Below are 21,199 nucleotides of genomic sequence, written 5' to 3' on the forward strand. Positions count from 1 at the left end.
CCATTCTGGCAAGTCACAGCAGGTATCCCGACGGGGCCGGAACACTCTTTGCGTAGTCCGGAGGGATAAAATGCTGACCTCAATTGCCACAGTTTCACTGTCTGGCGACCTTCAGGAAAAACTTGATGCCATTGCCGCAGCCGGCTTTGACGGTGTCGAGATTTTTGAAAACGATCTTTTGTCCTTTGACGGATCACCGGCCGATGTCGGCAAGACGATCCGGGACCTTGGCCTTAAGCTTGTTACCTTTCAGCCGTTCCGCGATTTCGAGGGCATGCCCGAACCCCAGCGCACCCGCGCGTTTGAACGGGCAGAACGCAAGTTCGATCTGATGGAGGAACTTGGCACCGATCTTTTGATGGTGTGTTCGAACGTTTCCCCGCAGTCGCTTGGCGGGCTTGACCGCGCAGCAAAGGATTTGGCGGAGCTTGGCGATCGGGCGGCAAAGCGCGGCCTTCGCATCGCGTTCGAAGCCCTTTCGTGGGGCAAGCATATCAGCGATTATCGCGACAGCTGGGAAGTGGTTAGGCGCGCCAATCACCCCAATGTCGGTCTGGTGCTGGATACATTCCACATCATGGCGCGCAAGGTGCCGCTTGATGCGATTTCATCGATCCCCGGTGACAAGATTTTCCTGGTCCAGGTGGCTGATGCCCCGATCCTTGAAATGGATGCCCTGTCCTGGAGCCGCCATTTCCGGTGTTTCCCCGGGCAGGGGGACTTCCCGCTTGATGAATTCATGCGCAATCTGGCGATGACCGGGTATGACGGTCCGCTGTCGCTTGAAATTTTCAATGACCAGTTCCGGTCCAGTTCGACCAAGAACGTGGCTAAGGACGGGTTGCGGTCGCTGATTTATCTTGGCGACGGGGTTGAGGGGGTAAAGGTCGGTGAAAAAGCCAAGACCCTGCCGCCCAAGGCGCATGCCCAGGAAGTCGGGTTTGTTGAATTTGCGGTCGAGGAAGAAACCGCAGACAAGCTTGAAACCCTGTTCGCCGGGCTTGGTTTTGAAAAGCGCGGAAGCCACAAGACCAAGGCGGTGACATGGTGGAAACAGGGTGACATCAACCTTGTGATCAATTGCGACAAGGATGGCTTTGCCCATTCCTATAATATCGTGCACGGCCCGTCGGTCTGTGCGGTCGGTCTTAAGGTTGATGACGCCAAGGCGACCCTTGATCGTGCGCAGGCATTGCTTGCCGCCCCATTCAGTCAGGCAGTCGGCGAAGGCGAGATCGAGATGCCGGCCATCCGTGGTGTTGGCGGAAGCCTTGTTTATTTCCTGGATGATCACAGTGAATTGTCACGGATCTGGGATGTTGAATTCGAGCCGGAAAATGCCGGTAATGCCGGGACGGGCATGGCAAAATTGCGTGCGGTCGATCATGTTTCATACTCGATGCAGTATGAGGAAATGCTGACCTGGCTTTTGTATTTCACATCGATCTTTGATCTCGGCAAGATGCCGACCCTTGATATTCCGGATCCGGGCGGGCTTGTGCAAAGTCAGGTGGTTCAAAGTGATGCGGTGCGTTTGATCCTCAATGGGTCGCAAAGCCCCCATACTCAGCATTCCCAGTTCCTGAACGAGTTTTTCGGAAGCGGCGTGCAGCATCTGGCATTTTCGAGCGACGATATTTTTGCATCTGTCGATTATTGCAAGCAGCACGGGGTGGAGATTCTGCCGATCCCGGAAAACTATTACGATGATATCGAAGCGCGGTTCGGATTGGAGCCGGAACTGCTTGATCGTTTGCGTGCGCGTAATATTCTCTATGATCGTGACGACGAAGGTGAATATTATCAGGCCTATACGCGGACCTTTGCCAATCGTTTCTTCTTTGAACTGGTGGAGCGACGCGCGTATCGTGGGTTTGGCGCAGCCAATGCACCGATCCGTCTGGCATCACAGACGCGCATGAACCGTCGCAGCGAAGCAGCGAAATAAACAGGCCCCGGGGGATTCCGCCAGAATACGGGGCATAAAGGTGGGAATATTGAAATGAGCGTGCAGGAAATTCTTGTCATTAATGGACCGAACCTGAACCTGCTGGGGCAGCGTCAGCCGGAAATCTATGGCTATGACACGCTGCAATCGATCGAGGCAAAATGTGCTGAACTGGCGGGTGAGTTGGGTGTTGCCGTTCGGTTCGGCCAGTCCAACCATGAAGGCGCGATCATTGATCTGATTCACGAGGCCCGCGAGAAATCAGCGGCCATCATTATCAATGCCGGGGCTTATACCCATACCTCGATCGCGATCTATGACGCGCTGAAGACTTTTGATGGCTATATCATCGAGTTGCACATTTCCAACCCGCATGCCCGCGAGGAATTCCGCCATAAAAGCTGGATCAGTCCGGTGGCCGATGCGGTGATGGCCGGGGCGGGTGCATATGGTTATGAGCTGGCAACGCGTCTGGCCGCGGAAAAAATAAAGTCGGCATAAATCGCGATAAAATAAGTCAGTCACATTTGACTTTTTGCCCAGTATTTCAATTCAAAACAATTTGAAAAATTGCGACATACGCAACGTTCACAGGGCAGCTTTGGCTGCCCTTTTGAATGTTTGATAGTTGTTTTTTTGATGGGCTGGCGGACATCCCGGTGTCAGACGGAGCTGCGTGATCGCAGAGCAGCAGCCAGGGTTCCGTCATCAAGATAATCAAGTTCGCCGCCGACCGGGACGCCGTGGGCGAGGCGGGTGACCTTGACCCCGGTTTCGATCAGCCGTTCGGTGATGTAATGCGCGGTGGTCTGGCCATCGACGGTGGCATTGGTGGCAAGGATGACTTCGGCGACATTGCCGTTGCGCACCCGGTTGACCAGCTGATCGATTTTAAGGTCGTCGGGACCGACCCCATCAAGTGGTGACAGCGTGCCGCCCAGAACATGATATTGCCCCTTAAACGCTGCGCCACGTTCAAGCGCCCAAAGATCCTGGACTTCTTCGACCACACAGATCATGTCCGTACCACGATTGGTGTCAGCACAGATATGGCAGGGATCGGTAACATCGATATTGCCACAATTGGTGCAGGTGGTCATGGCCTCGGCCGTTTCATGCAGCGCATCGGCCAGCGGGATCATCAGGGTTTCGGGTTTCTTGAGCATCTGCAACACTGCGCGCCGTGCAGAACGCGGACCAAGGCCCGGCAGGCGCGACAGCAATTTGATCAGATTTTCGATTTCCCGTCCGGTCATGGTGATCCCGTTTATGGTGTGTCCTGATGGTCAGGGTCAGACCCCTAGCTTGTATCAAAAACAAAGGGCGGCGCAATGCCACCCTTTGTCTGGCACTTCGAAAGTGCAAATCAAATTGTCATCCGGTCCGGATCAGAACGGCAGTTTGAAACCTTCGGGAAGGTTCATGCCACCGGTGACGTCTTTCATCTTTTCCTGAACGGCGGCCTCAACCTTGACCTTGGCGTCGTTATAGGCGGCGACGATCAGGTCTTCGAGGACTTCGGTGTCGTTCGGGTCAACGATGCTTTTATCAAGCGAAAGACCACGCATTTCGCCTTTGCCATTGAGCATCACCTTGACCATGCCGGCACCGGACTGGCCTTCGATTTGGAGTTCCACCAGACTTTCCTGCATTTCCTGCATTTTGGTCTGCATTTGCTGGGCCTGTTTCAGCATCCCTGCAAGGTTCTTCATAGCTCGTCGTCTCCTTCGAGATAAAATGCGTCGTCATATACGGAACCGCTTTCGTCCTCTTCACCTTCGGACAGTTCCTGTCCGGGTGGCAGATGAACGGCCACGATTTTTGCGTTTGGCAAACCATCAAGGATGGCTTTGACCACCGGGTCCTGCGAAGCGTCAGCCTTGCGCTGTTCCAGTGCTTCGAGTTCCTGTTCTTTGAGGGTCGGTGCCCCTTCTTCGCGCTCTGACACACTGACCAGCCAGCGATGGCCTGTCAGGTTGTTAAGCGCCTTGATCAATTGGGTCGACAGGTCCGAACGTGCACCGCGTGCCGGGCGAAATTCGATCCGTCCCGGTTCATATTTCACCAGATGCATATAGTTTTTGACCTGCATCGCGATACCGGTGGTTTCGCGTTCCTTGCCCAGAAGTTCGGCAACCTCGGCAAAGCTTTCGGGCATTTTGGCATAGGCGACCTGTTCGACCTGTTCGGGTTCGCCGAGCGGGTCGGGGCGGCGCTGTGCCACGGCCGCGGCACCACCGCCGCCATTGACCACCTGCATCCGCGGTCCGGGGCCGCCATTGCCGCCGCCACCACCTTGTGGTCCGGCACCGCTTGCCGCGTTGGCCATGTCCTGGCGCAGTTTTTTGATCAGATCGCCGGGCGGCGGCATTTCTGCTGCATAGGCCAGACGGATCAAAATCATTTCAGCGGCCTGAATGGGGGATGGCGCAATGCGCGTTTCTTCAAGCCCCTTAAGCAGCATCTGCCAGGCGCGGGTCAATTGCGGCATCGCCAGCTTGGCGGCAATTTCCTTGCCGCGTTCACGTTCGATCTGTGACACGCCCGGGTCATTGGCGGCATCGGGTGACAATTTCACACGGGTCAGCCAATGGGTCAGATCCAGCATATCCTGCAACATCACGGCGGGATCGCCACCCAGTGCATATTGCGCAGACAACAGTTCAAGCGCTTCGTTGATTTCGCCCTTCATGGTGAAATCAAACAGATCGAAAATGCGCGACCGGTCCGAAAGACCCAGCATGTCACGGACTTGCTGGGTGGTGACTTTACCAGCACCATGGGAAATCGCCTGATCGAGCAAACTCATGCCGTCACGGACAGATCCGTCGGCAGCACGGGCGATCAGGGTGACGGCTTCTTCTTCGATTTCGGCATTTTCCAGCCCGGCGATGCGGGTGTAATGGGCTGCCAGTTCTTCGGTCTGAACGCGGCGAAGGTCAAAGCGCTGACAACGCGACAGAACCGTGATCGGAATTTTGCGGATTTCGGTGGTCGCGAAGATGAATTTCACATGTTCCGGCGGCTCTTCAAGCGTTTTGAGAAGCGCGTTGAACGCACTTTTGGAAAGCATGTGCACTTCGTCGATGATGTAGATCTTGTAGCGGGCCGAGGTCGGGCGATAACGCACGCCTTCGATCAGTTCGCGAATGTCATCCACACCGGTACGGGACGCAGCATCCATTTCCAGAACATCGACATGGCGGTCTTCGGCGATCGCTCGGCAATGTTCGCAGACGCCACACGGTTCAATGGTCGCCCCGCCTTTGCCATCCGTACCGATGCAGTTCAGCGCACGTGCAATGATACGGGCCGTTGTGGTTTTACCAATACCGCGCACCCCGGTCAGAACAAAGGCATGGGCCAGACGCCCGCTTTCAAGGGCATTTGACAGGGTCTTGACCATCGGGCCATGACCAATCAGCTCTTCGAAGGTTTTCGGACGGTATTTTCGCGCAAGAACCTGATATTCGCTTTTGGGTGCGGTGTTGCTGTCTGCGGCGGCCGGCGCAGCGCTGCTTGATTGGGGTGCAGCGGCTTGTTCGGGCGCAGGTGCGTCACTTTCGGGCATATCTTGGCTGGCGGTCTCGATCTGATCGCTCATTCATCCGGTCCGGCATGTTGAAAGTCAGTTTGGTTTTAGCAGCTTCCATCGGGGATGGGAAAGGCCAAGTGGGAAATTTCCCATACAAAAAACCACAGGCCCGAAGATGTAAGGCACATGACAAAAAACAAGGGGATGTTTGGGGAATGATAAGGGTGAGAGACTGAACAGCGACCCGGAAAAACTCGTTACGGCTGCTACCTTCCGGTCCTGACCGGGTTGGCGAGCGGTCCGTCCACTGCCAGCCTCTCGCCCCCTATATCGCCCAACAGCTGCCAAAACGCAAGGGTTGGCTTGGATTTTTTTGAAATGACGCAATCGTGGCTTTTGGCACGGGAATGTCCGCGTTAATGTCGTTGCCAATCCCCACGGAAAAACCGGGAACCTCAAGAAGTTGACTGCCCGTGATCCCGCAATAAGCATTCAAGGAAACGCACCACCATGAACAGGCAGTTCTATGAATCCACTGATCTTGATCGCGATGCCGTATTGCGCAAAACCGCGGACTGGCAGCAGATTCTTCTGGCCGAGGAGTCGTTGCGGATTCTGATTTGTCATGCCGGTGATCCGCTTTTCGCCTGGCCCGAGGATATGGATGCCCATGAACTGGTGGTGCTTGGTGGTCCGGCGATCCCGCATCTGGATGTGGATTTGAATGGCGGGCACTGGATTTATATCGGTCGGGATCAAAACGGGCCGGTCATTGCCGTGGATATTGCCCCGGTGGTTGCCGACCGGGATGAAGCGGTAAGGGCATTGGGGGGCGGGTTTGGTGATATGCGGACCCGCATGGCGGCACTTTCCAGTGACGAGGCGGCATTGGCCGCCCAGGCGCGTGCCATTTTCAATTGGCATCGGGGGCATCGTTTTTGCGGCAATTGCGGACATCCCAACCGGATCGAGGAAGCCGGTTACCGGTTGCAATGTACCAACCCCGATTGCGGCAAGGCCCATTTTCCAAGAACAGACCCGGCTGTGATCATGCTGATCCATCATCAGGATCATGTTTTGCTGGCAAGATCGCCGCAATTTCTGCCCGGGATGGTGTCGGTTCTGGCGGGGTTTGTGGAGCCGGGCGAAACGCTTGAACAGGCGGTGGCCCGCGAAGTTTATGAAGAAGTCGGCGTGCGGATCAATCGCCCGCAATATGTGGCGTCCCAGCCATGGCCGTTTCCCGGCTCATTGATGCTGGGTTTCATTGCCGAAGCAGAAACCACCGAACTTTTCCCCGATCAGGAAGAAATCGAATTCGCCATGTGGGTTCATCGCGATGACGTTCCGGGACTGCCGGAAAAGGGCATAAATCTTCCGCGTCCGATTTCTATTGCACGCTACCTTCTGGAAAACTGGTGCGCCCGACTCATATAAAAGGTGTCGTCGACGGCAAAACATGCCGCGACCGGCTTTGACACTTTTTGGGTTGGCAGCGATAGCACGTTTTATCGGTGGCAATAAAAGTTCGGGAAAGAGATCGTGCGAAAGCATCATTCACATCATCACGTGGTTCGGGCCGTTTTGGCGCTGGGTGCGTTTTTGTTGTGGGTCTGGGCAGTTCCGGCCAAGGCCGGCGACCCTGTTCCCGTCAAGGTCGGGGCGTATGAATATGGCGTGGTATATTATTTTGAGGACGGATCACCGCGCGGCATCGTCCCGATGCTGATTGATCGGCTCAACGGGTTACAGGACACCTATCGGTTCGAGCTGGCCGAAACGTCATCAAGACGACGATATCAGGCATTGATGAATGGCGAGCTTGATCTGATTTTGCTTGAAAGTGCCCAATGGGACTGGCCGGCGTTTGACGTGCTTTATTCCGATCCGATTGTCCGGGAAAAGGACATCTATCTGACTTTGGCAAGCCAGAGAGACGCCAAAAGCCTGTTTGCTAATGTTTCGGCCCGTCCCATGCTTTGTGTTCTGGGCTTTCATTACGGTTTTGCCGATTTCAATGCCGATCCGGATTATTTACGCGAAAACTTCAATGTGGAGCTTCGCTATAACGAAAGCGAAGTTCTGAACGGGCTTCTGGCCGGAGAAGCGCCGATCGGCATCGTGTCGGCCGGATTTTTAGCCCGTCGTTTTGCAAGTGACCCCAGATTGCATGAACGCCTGATCATCGGGGACAAACCCGATGCGACCTATGATCTGGTGTCGGTACTGACCAGGGAATCCGCCATTCCGCTTGATGAGTTCAACGCACTGGTGGCCAGGTTGCTGGCCGGTGGCGACGTTGAAGAATTATGGCGTCAATTGCATGCCGGTGTATCTGGCTGACGCCCGGATATCGGTCAAATTATCCCGTTAATCGAGTGGCGGAATGCGCGCAATCACATTGCGCCGTAATGTTTCCGGACGTTCGCGCCAGGCAACAATACCATTTTCACTGTCGGCATATCGGGTGGCAAGATCCCGCAGATCATCAAGCATGGTGTCGGGATCGACATTGCCATAAACATATCCCCACTTGCCCGCACCATTCAGCGCAACAGAGCAGCCCGATTTGCAATTGGTCAGGCATTCCGCCGGATGCAGGTCAAATGGCAGGTCGTGGTCGGCGCAAAGTGCGGCCATGCGATCAAACAATTGCTTACCGTCACGCGGATCGGACGGGGCATCGGCATTCGATGCGGTACATGTAATGCAAATATTCAGGCGTGGTTTGGACGTCATCGGATCAACTTTGGTTGGCGTTTTTGGTCAGGTCGTTTGTCGCGGGCGCGCATCCAATCAGTTTGCACCGGCCATGGTCAAGCTTTCTTGACGATCAGCCGGGGTGTCATCAAGGTTCTGACTGACATAATCCTGAATCACACCAGCCAGTTTGCGGCTGACCAGCGGGTGGGAATCTTCTGCCAGCATGATGGCAACCCCGACAGCAGGCAGCGGCGGGAAACCATCGCGACTGTCCAGGATCTGGAATTCATCGGTGACACTTGCCGCAGCAAGGGCGGCAACGCCCAACCCGTCGCGCACCAGATGCAAAAGCGATGCGGCCTGTCTTGTGGTGGCAAACAGGTTAAAGGGGCGGCCGGATTTCGAAATGGCATCAATTGCCCAAGCATGGAATTTGCAGTCTTCGGCCGGAAGAACCAGCGGAAGCGGATCAATTTCATGTTGGCGATGGATCGGGGATGTTACCCAGACACCCGGTTCGTGACGCAAAAAATATCCTTCTTCACCCATGGCCGAACGGCTGACCAGCGAGATATCAAGTTCCCCCTGATCAAGCATGCGTTGCAAAAGAATGGTCGGATTGATCGAAATGAAGAATGTCACATCGGGAAGGATGCTGCGGATCGCACGCAGGACGACGGGCAGAATTTTCTGGGCATAGTCATCGGGGCAGCCGATCCGGATCGGGCGTGCCGCATCCTGATTGCGCAACTTGCCCATGGCTTCGTCCTGAAGGGACAGGATGCGCCGGGCATAGCCGACAAAGGTGATGCCATCATTGGTCAAAAGCACATTGCGGCCGTCCCGTTCAAACAGCTTGTTATCGACCAGTTCCTCAAGTCGTTTCATCTGCATGGAAAAGGCCGATGGTGTACGCCCGATCCGGTCGGCCGCGCGGTTGAAACTGCCACATTCGGCAAAGGCGACGAAACTGCGCAACAGGTCGGAATCCATGGCCCATCCTTTTGATCAGAATTTATGATCAATTAATTTGAACAATTGGGTCAAAACTATTCGATTGTGTGAAAATCATCCAGCGGCAAATATCGGAGCTGGCCGGCCAATGCTTTGACGCGAATGCTTTTAACGCATGTGCCACAGGGAATTTCACAATGATATTAAACGACTATCTGATGTCGGGTAACGGCTATAAGGTCCGTTTGCTGCTGTCCATGTTGGGGCAATCCTTTGAATATGTCGAACGCGACATCATGAAGGGGGAAACCCGCACACCGGAATATCTTGAAAAGATCAATCCGAACGGCAAGATTCCGGCCCTTGTTCTTGATGACGGTCGGGTTCTGGCAGAAAGCAACGCCATTCTCGGCTATCTGGCAGAGGACACCGACTTTATCCCCAAAGACCGCTTTGAACGGGCTGAGATGATGGGCTGGCTGTTCTTTGAACAGTATGATCATGAACCGAACGTGGCGGTTCTGATTTCCTGGTACGAGATCAAGGGGCTTCCAGCCAATGCCGACATCCTTGAACCGATGAAGCAGGCCGGTGCCAAGCGTGCGCTTGATCTGATGGAAAAACGTCTGTCTGCGCATGACTGGCTGGTGGGTGAAACGGTCACGATTGCCGATATTTCGCTTTATGCCTATACGCACCGGGCCGAGCTTGGGAAAATCAGTCTTGCGCCCTATCCGGGGGTGCGTGCCTGGCTGGAACGGATTGAAATGCTTCGCGGCTATGTCCCGATCACCTGGACGCCCTGACGGCTTTACAAAAAAGAGACCACCACAGACAGGAAACCCGCCATTCCGGGGGAAGGGGGAGGAAGACGCCCCCGTCTGTGGTGGCCAAAGACCCCGACAGGATTAAGGGAACCATCGGGGCCGGGCAACCGCTGTTATCAGGCCGATTTCAGAATTTGTTCAGGCAGAAGCGGGTCGGTTTGGGCCGCAGAACCGCGGGCCTTGAACCGATCGTAAGCGGCCCTGACATTGGGGACATCTGCCAGCATTTCCGGACCGCCGGGCATTGCATTAAGGTAATGCAGCATTGGCATGATCATCATGTCGGGAAGCGTGAAACGATCTTCGAACAACCAGCCATCGGCATAGGCATCATCAAGAACGGCCAGATCGCGACGGATCACGTCGGCAAGCTGGTTCATGTGGATGGCAAAGCCCGGATCGTGGCGCTTTTTATGATCAGCAAAGACCATCGGGATCACAAAGTTGCGGATGATGTTTTGATCAAGCCGTGTCATGGCAACACTGATCCACTGGTTCATGCGCGCCACTTTGTCGGCGCGGACCGGGCGCAATAGCGGACCGGCAAAATTATCATCGATATAGCGGCAAATTGCCGCAGTCTCAAAAAGCGTGAAGGTGCCGTGGATCAGAACCGGGACCGTGCCAAACGGATTGCGTTCCAACAAGGCATTGGTGGGCGGGAGGCCTGGTGTCTGAACATCGCGGCTGGTGAAATCAAAGCTGATTTCCTTTTCAAGGCAAGCAATGCGAACACTGCGCGTCAGGTTGCTGCGCGGCATTCCGACGATAATGAGTTCTGACATGGCAGGTTCCTTTGCTGCATGACGTGCGGTTTTGCCAACCGATCGGGGATCGGTGATGCGGTGCCTTGCAGACAGGATTGCCTTCCACATAATATGTTCAAGAACATATTATTGTTATGTGTCATCGTGCGACTGGATGAAAATCAGGATCGCAAGACGGAGGTCGCCATGCCCTATAGCGCTGCGCACAAGCCAAAGACCCGTATTCGCATTTTGAATGCGGCAACAGCCCAGTTCAAAAAGCACGGGTTTGAAAATGTGACGATTGATCAGGTCATGGCAGCAGCCGGACTGACGCGGGGCGGGTTTTACGCCCATTTCAAAAACAAGGAAGATCTGTTTGTGGCCTGTGTGGAAAACGGCATGTCACTTTTGTCATCGCCGGTACTGGCCAAATTGCGCAAGGCGGAAATGAGGGGGCATGACTGGGTAACCGCATTTGCCGAACTTTACCTGTCGCGGCTTCATATTGAAAACCCCGATATGGGATGTGCCTTGCCGACCTTGTCGACCGAAGTTTCGCGATCTGGTGACAAGGCACGCGCCGCATTTTCAAAACTGATCAATCAGGCGACAGAGAAACTGGCCTGGAAGCTGGCAAAAGAAGACGACGTGCCGGGCATCGACCAGCACATCAATATCGATTCCGACAAACAGGTCCGTAACCTGCCGCCCGAATATCAGCAGGAATCGACCACCATGCTGGCGATGATGGTGGGTGCGGTGGTTTTAAGCCGCGCGGTTGATGATCAGACAGCCGATCGTATTCTGGCCGACACGCGCGACAGCATTCTGACATCGCGCGGCAAAATCCCGGCCGGGGAAACCAAACAGGCCGGATAATCAGTCGAAAAAGCCGCTGAGAACTTCGGCATAGATCGTGACAAGGTTTTCGATGTCATCGACCATGGCATGTTCATCGACCTTGTGCATGGATTGGCCGACCAGACCGAATTCCGCGACTTCGGTGTATTTCTGAATGAAGCGGGCATCGGATGTGCCGCCCGTGGTGCTCATTTCCGGGCGTTTGCCTGTGACTTTTTCAGAAGCATCGGCAATCAGGGTTGCGAGCTTGCCGGGATTGGACAGGAATGCCTCGCCCGATATTTTGACCTTAAGTTCGTGCGCGCCGGCATGTTCGGCACAGGTATCTTCGATCCATTTTTTTAGATCGGCACCGGTATGCTGATCATTAAAGCGGACGTTAAATGCCGCACTGACTTTGGCCGGAACCACGTTGGTGGCGGCATTTCCCGCATCGACGGTGGTGATTTCAAGATTGCTGGGCTGGAAATGGTCCGTGCCCTGATCCAGTTCGCGGGAATTAAGGGCATCCAGTGTTCTGATCATGCGCGGCACCGGGTTATCGGCGAGATGCGGATAGGCAACGTGGCCTTGTGCGCCAAATACCGTCAGCCAACCGGTCACAGAGCCGCGGCGACCGACTTTCATCATTTCGCCCAGATATTTCGGGTTGGTCGGTTCACCCACCAGACAGCAATCGAATTTTTCGCCCTGGCCATCGCACCATTCAACCAGCTTGACGGTGCCGTTGATGGCATCGGCCTCTTCGTCGCCGGTGATCAGGAAGGAAATCGATTCATCAAAATCCGGACGGGCCGCCAGAAAGGCATCAACAGCACCAACAAAGCAGGCAATACCGGTTTTCATATCAACAGCACCCCGCCCGAACAAGCGTCCGTCGATGACCTCGCCGCCAAACGGATCAACGGTCCAGGCGCTGGTGTCGCCTGCCGGCACGACGTCGGTGTGCCCGGCAAAACAGAAATTGCGGCCCTTGGTGCCCAGCCGGGCATAAAGATTGTCGATCGCATCGCTGTCATCGCCGTCAAAGACCGTGCGCGTGCAATCAAATCCGCGCGCCTCAAGCGCCTTTTGCAGGACATCAAGGGCCCCGGCATCAGCCGGAGTAACGGATGGGCAACGGATCAGGGACTGGGCAAGTTCAAGGGCGGCAGACATCGGGCAATCTCTTGTTGGTGTGATGCCGGTGGTTTGGTTGCCGGCATGCATGTGTGAGAAAGGGCAAAACGGACTGGCCGTTTTGCCCCTTATAAATCATCCATCCTGCGCGGGACAGAAATCAGTCGCGCAGCAATTCGTTGATCGAGGTTTTCGAACGGGTTTTTTCATCAACACGTTTGATGATGACCGCGCAATACAGGCTCGGCCCCGGGGTGCCATCGGCAAGCGGCTTGCCCGGAATGCTGCCCGGAACGACAACAGAATATGCCGGAACGCGACCGACAAAGGTTTCGCCGGTGGTGCGGTCAATGATCTTGGTCGATGCACCGATGAAGACACCCATGGAAATCACGGCACCTTCTTCGACAATCACGCCTTCGACGATTTCCGAACGTGCACCGATGAATGCGTTGTCTTCGATGATGACCGGACCGGCCTGAAGCGGTTCAAGAACGCCACCGATGCCCGCACCACCCGAAAGGTGAACGTTTTTACCGATCTGTGCGCAGGAACCGACAGTCGCCCAGGTATCAACCATAACGCCGGTATCAACATAGGCACCCAGGTTCACGAAGCTCGGCATCAGGACTGTGCCCGGTGCGACATAAGCCGAACGGCGCACGATGCTGCCCGGAACGGCACGGAAACCGGCTTCTTTGAATTCTGCTTCGCCCCAGCCTTCGAACTTGGACGGAACCTTGTCCCACCAGTTGGTGTTTTCGCCCGGGCCACCGGCAATCGTGGCCATGTCATTAAGACGGAAAGACAGCAAAACCGCCTTTTTGGCCCACTGATTGACAACCCACTTGCCATTGGTTTTTTCGGCAACGCGCAGTTCGCCGCGATCCATGGCATGAAGTGCCTGCTCAACAGCTTTGCGGATTTCACCCTGGGTGGCGGAGCTGATCTCGTCGCGGTTTTCCCAAGCGACGTTGATCACGCCTTCAAGTTCAGTTCTGTTCATTTTACGAAGGTCCTTGCGGTCAGCCTAAATCTGTCGGGCGGAGAATGGTCAATGCAGTCCATGAAGTCAACTCCGCCAGTTTGCGTAGAAACGCCCTTTTTCGGGCAATTCTCCGTTCCTGATCCCTTTGGTCGATAGACATAGCGGATCACGCCGCGAAGCTCAATCTTAGAACCGTGACAAATCGGCCGCCCGGCGACAAAACCGGGCACAGGTGGGTGAACAGGTGGGTGAACAGGTGGATGATAAGCAGGGCGGCAACAGGCGCGCGTGATCCGATCGCGATCAGGAAGTGGTGGCAAGGTTGCGCAGGAAATCAACGATATCCGTGGTGTGATGATCAATGCGCGGATCGTCGCTGCCGTTCTGGGCCCATTCGATGTCGGTATTTACCCAAACCGTGGTCATGCCCATATCCTTGGCCGGCAAAAGGTTTTTGGCCATGTCTTCGAAATAGATCGCACGTGTCGGGTCAACACCATCGCGTGCCAGCAAGCGGTCATAGGGTTGCTGTTGTGGCTTGGGGATATAGTCGGCATCGACGATATCGAAAATGGTTTCGAACCGGTCAGCAATCCCCAGACGACCCATCACCCGTTCGGCGTGCCCGCGTGACGCATTGGTGAAAATCAGTTTGCGACCGGGCAGATCATCAAGTGCCTGTGCAAGATCGGGTGCCGGATCGACAACCGACAGATCAATGTCATGGACCTTGGCAAGGTAATCGGCCGGGTCAATGTCATGTTCGGTCATCAGGCCGCGCAGCGTGGTGCCATAGCGATGGAAATAGTCCTTTTGCACCCGATAGGCGGCATCCGGTTCGAGCTTAAGGGTGTCACGCACATACTGCCCGATCAGATCGGAGACCTGTGAAAACAGATCGCACGCGGCCGGATAAAGCGTGTTGTCGAGATCAAAAATCAGGACAGAGTCAGAAGTCAAACGCGGCAAACTGGCGGTGCGGGATGCTGAATTGGTCATTGTCAGGCGGCCTTGATGCGTGAATGGGGCATGTTCAGTAAATCTGCCCTTGTTGTATGGGGTTTCCGGCGGATTTCAAGTCACCGGATATGGTTTCTGCGCATTTGATCGTAATTTCAATCGCATGCATAACAAGACAGGTGGTCAATCATACCCGTCAACTCGGGCGGGTAATCCGGCCAAGCCGGACTGCGTATGTGCGTATTTACCACAATAGCAAAAGTTGTGGTTGTAAAACCCTTGTTAAGCATAGGCGGTTGATCATGGCGAAAAGCCGGAATGGCAAAGGAGATGTTTTTCGAGTTCGGGGGAAGTGAAAAACATCGGGAGTGACGAGCAGCGTGAGAGGGCGCATTGGACAAACTTATAAAAGCTCGAACAACCGAATTACGGAAGGAACGCAACCGTTTTGCGGCTTTGGCCTTTGTGTGGGGCGATCTTCTTCTGGAACTGGATGGCGATTTTCGGATTGTATTTGCCTCCGGCGCGTCGGACGGCATTTTGGGGCGCCGTCCACAGGATCTTGCAGGTAAACTCTTTACGGGTTTGCTGGCCAAACAGTTCAGGCCGCTGGTTACGGAAATGCTGCATGTGGCCCGCAGACGCGGCCGCATGGACAATATTCAGGTCCGGTTTGCCCAGCGTAACGAATTGTTGAGCCCCCCTGTTTCCATGAGCGGTTATTTCCTGCCTGATCTTGGGGATCATTTCTTTGTCGCGTTGCGTGTGGCGATCAATGCCCTGCCGCCCGAGGTGGTCGGATCCATTAAGCGCGATAATTCAACCGGGCTTCTTGATGAGGAAAGCCTGTCCAAGGTTGTGACCGAACGGCTGGTCGCCCAGCGCGAAACCGGAACGGAACATAAATTCACCCTGATGACGCTGAATGCCTTTGATCCGTTGTGCAAGCGCATGGAACAGATCGAACGCAACGAATTGATGGCAAGTGTCGGGGCATTTTTACGGGCGCATTCAGTTGCCGGTGATACGGCCGGGCGTCTTGGGGCCGAACAATTTGGCATGTTGCACCGCCCGGATGTACCGATTGGCGATCTGGAAAAGCGGATCGAGGAATGTGTGCGCGATGCCGATCCCAAGGGGATTGGCGTTGAAGTCAGTTCGACTGTCACCGATTTTACCACCGACGTCATTCCGCCAGGGGATTTGGCGCGTGGCGTCTTATATTCGATCCGGCGTTTCTGTGACCATCAGGAGCATGGATTTACCTTTTCACGCCTGATGGGGCAGACAGGTAATCTGGTCAACAGTACCTTTTCGGCGATGCAGGATTTCGGCAAGCGGGTCGATCGACTGAAATTTGATGTTGTGTATCAACCGATCGTGCGGCTTCCGAACGGGGAAATTCACCATTTCGAAGCCTTGGTCAGATTCCATGACGATGATGGAAAACTGATCCCGACGCAGGAACTGATCGCCTTTGCCGAACAGGTCAACATGATCCATCGGCTTGATCTTGCGATGTTGCGCCGAAGCCTGAAATGGATCAAATCGCAACTTGAAACCGGAATAACTGTTCGGGTGGCCGTGAATATTTCCGGGCATTCATTAAGTAATCCGGATTTTTGTCGGTCAGCTGTCGCGTTGTTCGAACGAAATCACGAAACGTTGCAGCAATTGATGATCGAGATCACGGAAACTTCGGAAATCCGGGATATCGACAATGCTGCCAGATGGATTGCCCGGTTCCGGGAATTTGGCATTGAAATCTGTCTGGATGATTTCGGGACCGGGGCGTCGAACTTCCGGTATCTGAGTGCGATGGATGTCGATTATGTAAAGGTCGACGGGGAATCTATCCGGCAATCAATTAAGACCATCAAAGGGCAGGCTTTCATGCGCTCGCTTGTCGAGCTGTGCCACGATATTGATGTCGAGGTGGTCGGTGAAATGATTGAAACCGATCAGATGCGCGATCTGATTACCAAGGCCGGTTTTGATTTTGCCCAAGGCTATCTGTTTGGCAAACCCGAGGCCGATATCAGTCTTTACTGGCGTGATCGGGCAGAACGGCGTTCGTAATCACCAAAGGCGGTCCGGTCGAGCCACACCAAGACGGGATGCCAAAGGGATCATAAAGTTGATGTTGAACAGGGCTGCTTTCGGGCGGCGCTGTTGCATTTGAGGGTACTGGTATGCGTGCCCGAACCCGATGCACATCCAGTGATGAAACCGGATCATTTGGCGGTCGTTGGAAAAAAGACCAAAAAACTGCGCCAGTTTTCCATGTGGTGATGCGTGTGCACCTGTATCGGCCCTTATGCGGGCCTTTTGGCAGGTAGGCCAAACGACACATCCATATAGGAGAGTTAGAAATGGCAAGCATCAATACAAACATGTCGGCCACCCTTGCGGTGTCGAACCTCAACAAGACCACTGACGAGATGACATCGGTTCTGACCGCGATGTCGAGCGGCAAGGCGATCAACTCGGCATCCGATGATGCGGCGGGTCTTGCGGTTTACACTGCGATGTCGGTTGACTATGCCGCTTGGGAACAGGCCGGTGACAATGCCGAGGTCGCAACAGCAATTCTTGAAACCGCTGATGGTGGTTTGTCGGAAATTGCCGATATTCTGGAACGGATGTACGAACTTGCATCCCAGGCATCGTCCGGTTCGGTGACCGATACCGAACGTGCCTATCTGGATGACGAATATAGTGAATTGATGGAACAGATTGATTCCATCGTTGAATCAACGACCTATTTCGATACGTCGCTTCTTGATGGCAATTACGATGAAAGCTTCACCGTGTCCGCGGATGCGGGTGCAACACCGATTTCGGTGACGCTTGATACCAACTATGCCACCACCGAAGACGTTGTTTATGTTGTTGGCAGTGGTACGACTGCCACCACTGCGACTGCGGCGTTCAATACGTCTTCTATATCGTCGGCGGCAAACGCAACCACGGCGCTGGCGATGATTGAAGCACAGATCGAAACCGTTTCGGCCGGTCGTGCATCGGTTGGTGCGATGATGTCGCGGTTCGACTATGCCGCAGGCAATATCGAAACCGCCCAGACCAACCTTGAATCCGCAATGAGTGTCTATATGGATGCCGACATTGCGCAACTAAGTGCGGATCAGACCGAACTTGGTGTGAAAATGGACTCAGCCATTCAGGCGCTGTCTGTTTCCAACGAAAACCTTGAAAAGCTTTCCAAGCTTCTGAGCTAAGGCACGGGCCTGTTCCATTTTGATTGGAACGGGTCAGGATTAACAACACCCCCGACACTCTCTGAAGGCAGCTTTTCATGGCTGCCTTTTTCTTTTTTGTGCGCGATTTCCCCAGGGTTCTGGCGGCTTGGCGGGTGTTTGAAAAATAAATCAAAAAAATCGCCATTTGGCGCGCCAGTTTTTTCGCGCCGCTGCGTGGACACCTATATCGGCCCGAAGTGGGTCGCGTTGGCAGGTAGGCCAAAACACATCCAAATAGGAGAAGCGCAATGGCGAGTATTAACACGAACATGTCGGCCACCCTTGCGGTGTCGAACCTGAACAAGACCACCGACGAGATGACTTCTGTTCTGACAGCAATGTCGAGCGGCAAGGCAATCAACTCGGCATCTGATGATGCAGCAGGTCTTGCTGTGTATACCGCAATGTCGGTTGATTATGCGGCCTGGGAACAGGCCGGTGACAATGCCGAGGTTGCAACAGCCATTCTTGAAACTGCAGATGGCGGCCTTTCTGAAATCGCCGACATCCTTGAACGTATGTATGAACTGGCATCCCAGGCATCGTCCGGTTCGGTGACCGATACCGAACGTGCATATCTGGATGATGAATTCCAGGAACTGATCAGCCAGGTTGATTCCATTGTTGAATCAACGACCTATTTTGATACCTCGCTGCTTGACGGGACGTATGACGAAAACTTCACGGTTTCCGCAGACGCGTCAGCAACGGCCATTTCGGTCACGATCGGCACCGATTATGACTCAACCGGTCTTGGTATTGCCGCGGCTGATGTCACGACTTCGACCACTGCTGCTGCTGCTTTGACCCTGATCGAGACGGCAATTGAAACCGTTTCGGCAGGCCGTGCATCCGTCGGTGCGATGATGTCGCGTTTCGATTATGCCGCAGGCAACATCGAAACCGCGAAAACCAACCTTGAATCAGCAATGAGCGTCTATATGGACGCCGATATCGCGCAGCTCAGTGCGGATCAGACCGAACTGGGCGTGAAGATGGATTCTGCCATTCAGGCCTTGTCAGTTTCCAATGAGAATCTCGAGAAGCTCTCGCGACTGCTGAGCTAACTCGTGACAGGGCCATCCGGTGTTTGAGAGCCCCCGGATGGCCCTGAATTTTTTAACGGATGAGAAAGGGAGGAGCACATGTCGACCATCAATTCTGCATCGTCGTCGAGTTATGCCTCTTCATCCTATGTTTCAGGCCTGACCGATCTTGATACTGCCGAGCTGGTTCAGGATGCCTATGACGCCAAGATGGAAGTCGCCGACAATGTCGAGGCCGAAATCGATGAAGTCGAACTTGAGATTGCCGCCTTTGAAGATCTTCAGACCTTGCTTGAGGCGCTTGAAGATGCAGCCGAGGATCTGACAGCGGCAACCGAACTTGACAGTTCGCGTGATGATGTCTGGGTCGGAAAGTCGGCCTATCTTTCATCGTCGGATGCCAATACCGATGCATCCGATGTTGTCGGTGTGCTGGTTGACGATACGGCAGAGACCGGCACCTATACACTTGAAATCACACAACTTGCCACTGCGCACAAACTGGGCGGGGATACGACAACCGACAGTACGACGGCGATGTCGCTTACCGGGACAATCAGTCTTGTCGCCGGTGACGATTACGAGGCGGTCGATATCGAAATTACCGCCGATATGTCGCTTGATGATATTGCCGATGCCATCAATGACCAGAAATCGACAACCGGTGTCAGTGCAAGCGTTCTGCAGATTTCCGATGATGAATTCATGCTGGTTCTGTCAGCTGTTGATACCGGGCAGGAAATCACATTTGACAGCGATGGTGCCGATACAGCCATGGCGCAGTCGCTTGGGCTTTTGGCGGCGGACGGGTCCTATGCCAACGAACTGGTGGAAGCAGATCAGGCGATCTTTTCGATCGATGGCGTTGAAGTCACACGCAGCAGCAACACGGTTGATGATGTGATTGATGGTGTGACGCTTTATCTCTATGCCGAGGAAGAAGGCACGGAAATCACGCTTGAAATCGAAGAAGACGCCAGCTCTGCCTATAGCGCCATCGAGGCCTTTGTCGATGCCTATAACGAGCTGCGCAGCTTTGTCATTACCAACCAGGCCTATGAGGCCGGCGAAGGTGCGGACGAGGACGCGGTTCTGTTTGGTGACAGTCTTCTGAGTTCGGTTTCCTCGACCGTTTATGATGCCCTGTCCTTTACCAGTGACAGCGATACATATGCGTCATTGGCGTCAATCGGCATCACGCTTGATGACAGCAACTATCTGGTCATTGATTCAGAAGTGCTTGAAGAAGCGCTGGTGTCGGACTTTGACGCGGTGGCCGATCTGTTTTCCTATTCCGGGTCAACGGATTCTGATGACCTTCTGGTGTCGGAAGCTGACGGATCATACACCGGGACCTTTACGGTCGACATTGTTACCGACGCCGATGGCAATATCACGTCCGCCAGTGTGAATGGTGATGACAGCCTGTTTACCATCAATGGCAACAAACTGGTCGGGGTCGAAGGTGGTGCCTATGAGGGTGTCACGCTGTTCTTTGGCGGGGACAGTTCGCAAAGTGTCGAGGTGTCGATCACCAGCGGCCTTGCCTATGACCTGACCAATTCGCTCGACAAATATACCAACAGTTCCGATGGCCTGATTGCCAATCGCCTGGAACGGCTTGAAGAGCAGGTGGATGATCTTGAGGAAGAAGTCGAAGACATCACCGCCGATGCCGAAGAATATGCCGCCAAACTGACCGAACGATATTCCGCAATCGAAGCAGAGCTTTACCAGTTGCAGCTTTTGCGTGAACAACTTGATGCCTTGTGGGGTGATGATGACTAATAACAGTGCAACAGCCGCGCAGCAGGCATATCGTTATGCCGGGGCAAGTGCCCAGTATAACAACGCGTTGCGCACGACGTCACCGGTGGCAATGATGGCGATTGCCATCACGCGCACCCGTCAGCATTTGCGTTTGGCCGCGCAATATCGCAGCGAAAAGAAGTTTGATCTTGAAGGCCGCGAAAAGGCGGTGGTGGTGACCCGGCTCAAGGCGCTTCAGGCGTGTATCGCGCCAAAAAGTGCACCGGAACTGTCACGAGATCTCTTTGCCTTTTACGCAAGAATGATTAAATTGCTCGCACGTAATCGCAGGGACGCTTCCATGGAGGAACGTTACGAGGTCGTTGACCGCAACCTGCAAGAGCTTGCGCGCGAATGGGAAAAATTCTCGAAAGTCGATCCAAGTAGGACTGTTCAGGCCCAATCAGGGCAGACGATGATCGGAACAGTGTTGTGAGGGA

General features: G+C 54.3%; 20 protein-coding genes and 1 other RNA gene. 11 read left to right on the forward strand and 10 right to left on the reverse strand.

What is annotated here, in order from left to right; translation table 11 throughout:
* Positions 1 to 70: 70 nt before the first annotated feature.
* Positions 71 to 1,948, forward strand: coding sequence for a bifunctional sugar phosphate isomerase/epimerase/4-hydroxyphenylpyruvate dioxygenase family protein (locus WA429_RS14965; RefSeq protein WP_101246941.1), 1,878 nt, complete (start codon positions 71 to 73; stop codon positions 1,946 to 1,948).
* 54 nt (positions 1,949 to 2,002) lie between these two features.
* Positions 2,003 to 2,449 (forward strand): type II 3-dehydroquinate dehydratase, encoded by a 447-nt coding sequence (gene aroQ / locus WA429_RS14970; RefSeq protein WP_114112296.1) that lies wholly within the window; start codon positions 2,003 to 2,005, stop codon positions 2,447 to 2,449.
* 161 nt (positions 2,450 to 2,610) lie between these two features.
* Here aroQ and recR read toward each other — a convergent pair whose 3' ends face one another.
* The 4 genes from recR to ffs all read right to left on the reverse strand — a co-directional run bounded on the left by recR (position 2,611) and on the right by ffs (position 5,802).
* Complete coding sequence (gene recR, locus WA429_RS14975) at positions 2,611 to 3,204, reverse strand: recombination mediator RecR (RefSeq protein WP_101246943.1); 594 nt, start codon at positions 3,202 to 3,204, stop codon at positions 2,611 to 2,613.
* Positions 3,205 to 3,336: 132 nt separating this feature from the next.
* Positions 3,337 to 3,660: a YbaB/EbfC family nucleoid-associated protein gene (locus tag WA429_RS14980; protein ID WP_101246944.1), complete on the reverse strand. Its 324-nt coding sequence runs from the start codon at positions 3,658 to 3,660 to the stop codon at positions 3,337 to 3,339.
* Positions 3,657 to 5,552 carry a DNA polymerase III subunit gamma/tau gene (locus WA429_RS14985; RefSeq protein WP_287464753.1) on the reverse strand — a complete coding sequence of 632 codons (1,896 nt, stop codon included), beginning with the start codon at positions 5,550 to 5,552 and terminating at the stop codon, positions 3,657 to 3,659. Before WA429_RS14985 ends, WA429_RS14980 begins: the two co-directional genes overlap by 4 nt.
* A gap of 155 nt (positions 5,553 to 5,707) precedes the next feature.
* Positions 5,708 to 5,802, reverse strand: an RNA gene (gene ffs, locus WA429_RS14990) — signal recognition particle sRNA small type.
* Positions 5,803 to 5,993: 191 nt separating this feature from the next.
* Between ffs and nudC the strand changes: the two genes are divergently transcribed.
* Together nudC and WA429_RS15000 are read left to right on the forward strand one after the other, a co-directional pair.
* Complete coding sequence (gene nudC / locus WA429_RS14995) at positions 5,994 to 6,920, forward strand: NAD(+) diphosphatase (protein WP_287464755.1); 927 nt, start codon at positions 5,994 to 5,996, stop codon at positions 6,918 to 6,920.
* Between the two features lie 105 nt (positions 6,921 to 7,025).
* Positions 7,026 to 7,826, forward strand: coding sequence for a hypothetical protein (locus tag WA429_RS15000; RefSeq protein WP_336107575.1), 801 nt, complete (start codon positions 7,026 to 7,028; stop codon positions 7,824 to 7,826).
* Positions 7,827 to 7,853: 27 nt separating this feature from the next.
* Here the strand turns inward: WA429_RS15000 and WA429_RS15005 are convergent, their stop codons facing one another.
* Both WA429_RS15005 and WA429_RS15010 read right to left on the reverse strand, forming a co-directional pair.
* Complete coding sequence (locus WA429_RS15005; protein WP_068517837.1) at positions 7,854 to 8,222, reverse strand: DUF1636 family protein; 369 nt, start codon at positions 8,220 to 8,222, stop codon at positions 7,854 to 7,856.
* 57 nt (positions 8,223 to 8,279) lie between these two features.
* Positions 8,280 to 9,179, reverse strand: coding sequence for a LysR family transcriptional regulator (locus WA429_RS15010; protein WP_068517835.1), 900 nt, complete (start codon positions 9,177 to 9,179; stop codon positions 8,280 to 8,282).
* A 158-nt stretch (positions 9,180 to 9,337) separates the two neighbouring features.
* Between WA429_RS15010 and WA429_RS15015 the strand changes: the two genes are divergently transcribed.
* Positions 9,338 to 9,946 (forward strand): glutathione S-transferase family protein, encoded by a 609-nt coding sequence (locus WA429_RS15015; protein WP_206926316.1) that lies wholly within the window; start codon positions 9,338 to 9,340, stop codon positions 9,944 to 9,946.
* Positions 9,947 to 10,083: 137 nt separating this feature from the next.
* Here the strand turns inward: WA429_RS15015 and WA429_RS15020 are convergent, their stop codons facing one another.
* Complete coding sequence (locus WA429_RS15020) at positions 10,084 to 10,752, reverse strand: glutathione S-transferase family protein (protein ID WP_287464757.1); 669 nt, start codon at positions 10,750 to 10,752, stop codon at positions 10,084 to 10,086.
* 168 nt (positions 10,753 to 10,920) lie between these two features.
* Here WA429_RS15020 and WA429_RS15025 point away from each other — a divergent pair, with 168 nt between their 5' ends.
* Positions 10,921 to 11,595, forward strand: coding sequence for a TetR/AcrR family transcriptional regulator (locus WA429_RS15025; RefSeq protein ID WP_206926314.1), 675 nt, complete (start codon positions 10,921 to 10,923; stop codon positions 11,593 to 11,595).
* Here the strand turns inward: WA429_RS15025 and dapE are convergent, their stop codons facing one another.
* From dapE to WA429_RS15040, 3 genes are all read right to left on the reverse strand, one after another.
* Positions 11,596 to 12,735 carry a succinyl-diaminopimelate desuccinylase gene (gene dapE / locus WA429_RS15030; RefSeq protein ID WP_287464758.1) on the reverse strand — a complete coding sequence of 380 codons (1,140 nt, stop codon included), beginning with the start codon at positions 12,733 to 12,735 and terminating at the stop codon, positions 11,596 to 11,598.
* Positions 12,736 to 12,856: 121 nt separating this feature from the next.
* A complete protein-coding gene (dapD, locus tag WA429_RS15035; RefSeq protein WP_101246949.1) occupies positions 12,857 to 13,702 on the reverse strand; it encodes a 2,3,4,5-tetrahydropyridine-2,6-dicarboxylate N-succinyltransferase in 846 nt (281 codons plus the stop codon).
* 285 nt (positions 13,703 to 13,987) lie between these two features.
* Positions 13,988 to 14,683 carry a pyrimidine 5'-nucleotidase gene (locus WA429_RS15040; RefSeq protein ID WP_101246950.1) on the reverse strand — a complete coding sequence of 232 codons (696 nt, stop codon included), beginning with the start codon at positions 14,681 to 14,683 and terminating at the stop codon, positions 13,988 to 13,990.
* 354 nt (positions 14,684 to 15,037) lie between these two features.
* On the opposite strand from WA429_RS15040, the gene WA429_RS15045 reads away from it, so the two are divergent.
* The 5 genes from WA429_RS15045 (at position 15,038) to WA429_RS15065 (ending at position 21,195) form a co-directional block, all read left to right on the forward strand.
* Positions 15,038 to 16,723: an EAL domain-containing protein gene (locus tag WA429_RS15045; RefSeq protein WP_287464760.1), complete on the forward strand. Its 1,686-nt coding sequence runs from the start codon at positions 15,038 to 15,040 to the stop codon at positions 16,721 to 16,723.
* A 293-nt stretch (positions 16,724 to 17,016) separates the two neighbouring features.
* A complete protein-coding gene (locus tag WA429_RS15050; RefSeq protein ID WP_068517826.1) occupies positions 17,017 to 17,883 on the forward strand; it encodes a flagellin in 867 nt (288 codons plus the stop codon).
* A gap of 269 nt (positions 17,884 to 18,152) precedes the next feature.
* A complete protein-coding gene (locus WA429_RS15055; RefSeq protein ID WP_101246952.1) occupies positions 18,153 to 18,971 on the forward strand; it encodes a flagellin in 819 nt (272 codons plus the stop codon).
* 78 nt (positions 18,972 to 19,049) lie between these two features.
* Entirely contained in the window at positions 19,050 to 20,738 is a 1,689-nt protein-coding gene (gene fliD / locus WA429_RS15060) for a flagellar filament capping protein FliD (protein ID WP_101246953.1), read from the forward strand.
* On the forward strand, positions 20,731 to 21,195 hold the full coding sequence (locus tag WA429_RS15065; RefSeq protein WP_170310198.1) for a flagellar protein FliS: 465 nt from the start codon (positions 20,731 to 20,733) through the stop codon (positions 21,193 to 21,195). Before fliD ends, WA429_RS15065 begins: the two co-directional genes overlap by 8 nt.
* The last annotated feature ends 4 nt before the right edge of the window (positions 21,196 to 21,199 follow it).

This window comes from Thalassospira sp. CH_XMU1420-2 (genome assembly GCF_037029325.1).
GTDB lineage: Bacteria > Pseudomonadota > Alphaproteobacteria > Rhodospirillales > Thalassospiraceae > Thalassospira > Thalassospira povalilytica.

Excerpts from the sequence above, each read along its gene's own strand:
- WA429_RS14965 (WP_101246941.1), top strand. The coding sequence starts at position 71 with ATGCTGACCTCAATTGCCACAGTTTCACTGTCTGGCGACCTTCAGGAA.
- aroQ (WP_114112296.1), top strand. The coding sequence starts at position 2,003 with ATGAGCGTGCAGGAAATTCTTGTCATTAATGGACCGAACCTGAACCTG.
- recR (WP_101246943.1), bottom strand. The coding sequence starts at position 3,204 with ATGACCGGACGGGAAATCGAAAATCTGATCAAATTGCTGTCGCGCCTG.
- WA429_RS14980 (WP_101246944.1), bottom strand. The coding sequence starts at position 3,660 with ATGAAGAACCTTGCAGGGATGCTGAAACAGGCCCAGCAAATGCAGACC.
- WA429_RS14985 (WP_287464753.1), bottom strand. The coding sequence starts at position 5,552 with ATGAGCGATCAGATCGAGACCGCCAGCCAAGATATGCCCGAAAGTGAC.
- nudC (WP_287464755.1), top strand. The coding sequence starts at position 5,994 with ATGAACAGGCAGTTCTATGAATCCACTGATCTTGATCGCGATGCCGTA.
- WA429_RS15005 (WP_068517837.1), bottom strand. The coding sequence starts at position 8,222 with ATGACGTCCAAACCACGCCTGAATATTTGCATTACATGTACCGCATCG.
- WA429_RS15010 (WP_068517835.1), bottom strand. The coding sequence starts at position 9,179 with ATGGATTCCGACCTGTTGCGCAGTTTCGTCGCCTTTGCCGAATGTGGC.
- WA429_RS15015 (WP_206926316.1), top strand. The coding sequence starts at position 9,338 with ATGATATTAAACGACTATCTGATGTCGGGTAACGGCTATAAGGTCCGT.
- WA429_RS15020 (WP_287464757.1), bottom strand. The coding sequence starts at position 10,752 with ATGTCAGAACTCATTATCGTCGGAATGCCGCGCAGCAACCTGACGCGC.
- WA429_RS15025 (WP_206926314.1), top strand. The coding sequence starts at position 10,921 with ATGCCCTATAGCGCTGCGCACAAGCCAAAGACCCGTATTCGCATTTTG.
- dapE (WP_287464758.1), bottom strand. The coding sequence starts at position 12,735 with ATGTCTGCCGCCCTTGAACTTGCCCAGTCCCTGATCCGTTGCCCATCC.
- dapD (WP_101246949.1), bottom strand. The coding sequence starts at position 13,702 with ATGAACAGAACTGAACTTGAAGGCGTGATCAACGTCGCTTGGGAAAAC.
- WA429_RS15040 (WP_101246950.1), bottom strand. The coding sequence starts at position 14,683 with ATGACCAATTCAGCATCCCGCACCGCCAGTTTGCCGCGTTTGACTTCT.
- WA429_RS15050 (WP_068517826.1), top strand. The coding sequence starts at position 17,017 with ATGGCAAGCATCAATACAAACATGTCGGCCACCCTTGCGGTGTCGAAC.
- WA429_RS15055 (WP_101246952.1), top strand. The coding sequence starts at position 18,153 with ATGGCGAGTATTAACACGAACATGTCGGCCACCCTTGCGGTGTCGAAC.
- fliD (WP_101246953.1), top strand. The coding sequence starts at position 19,050 with ATGTCGACCATCAATTCTGCATCGTCGTCGAGTTATGCCTCTTCATCC.
- WA429_RS15065 (WP_170310198.1), top strand. The coding sequence starts at position 20,731 with ATGACTAATAACAGTGCAACAGCCGCGCAGCAGGCATATCGTTATGCC.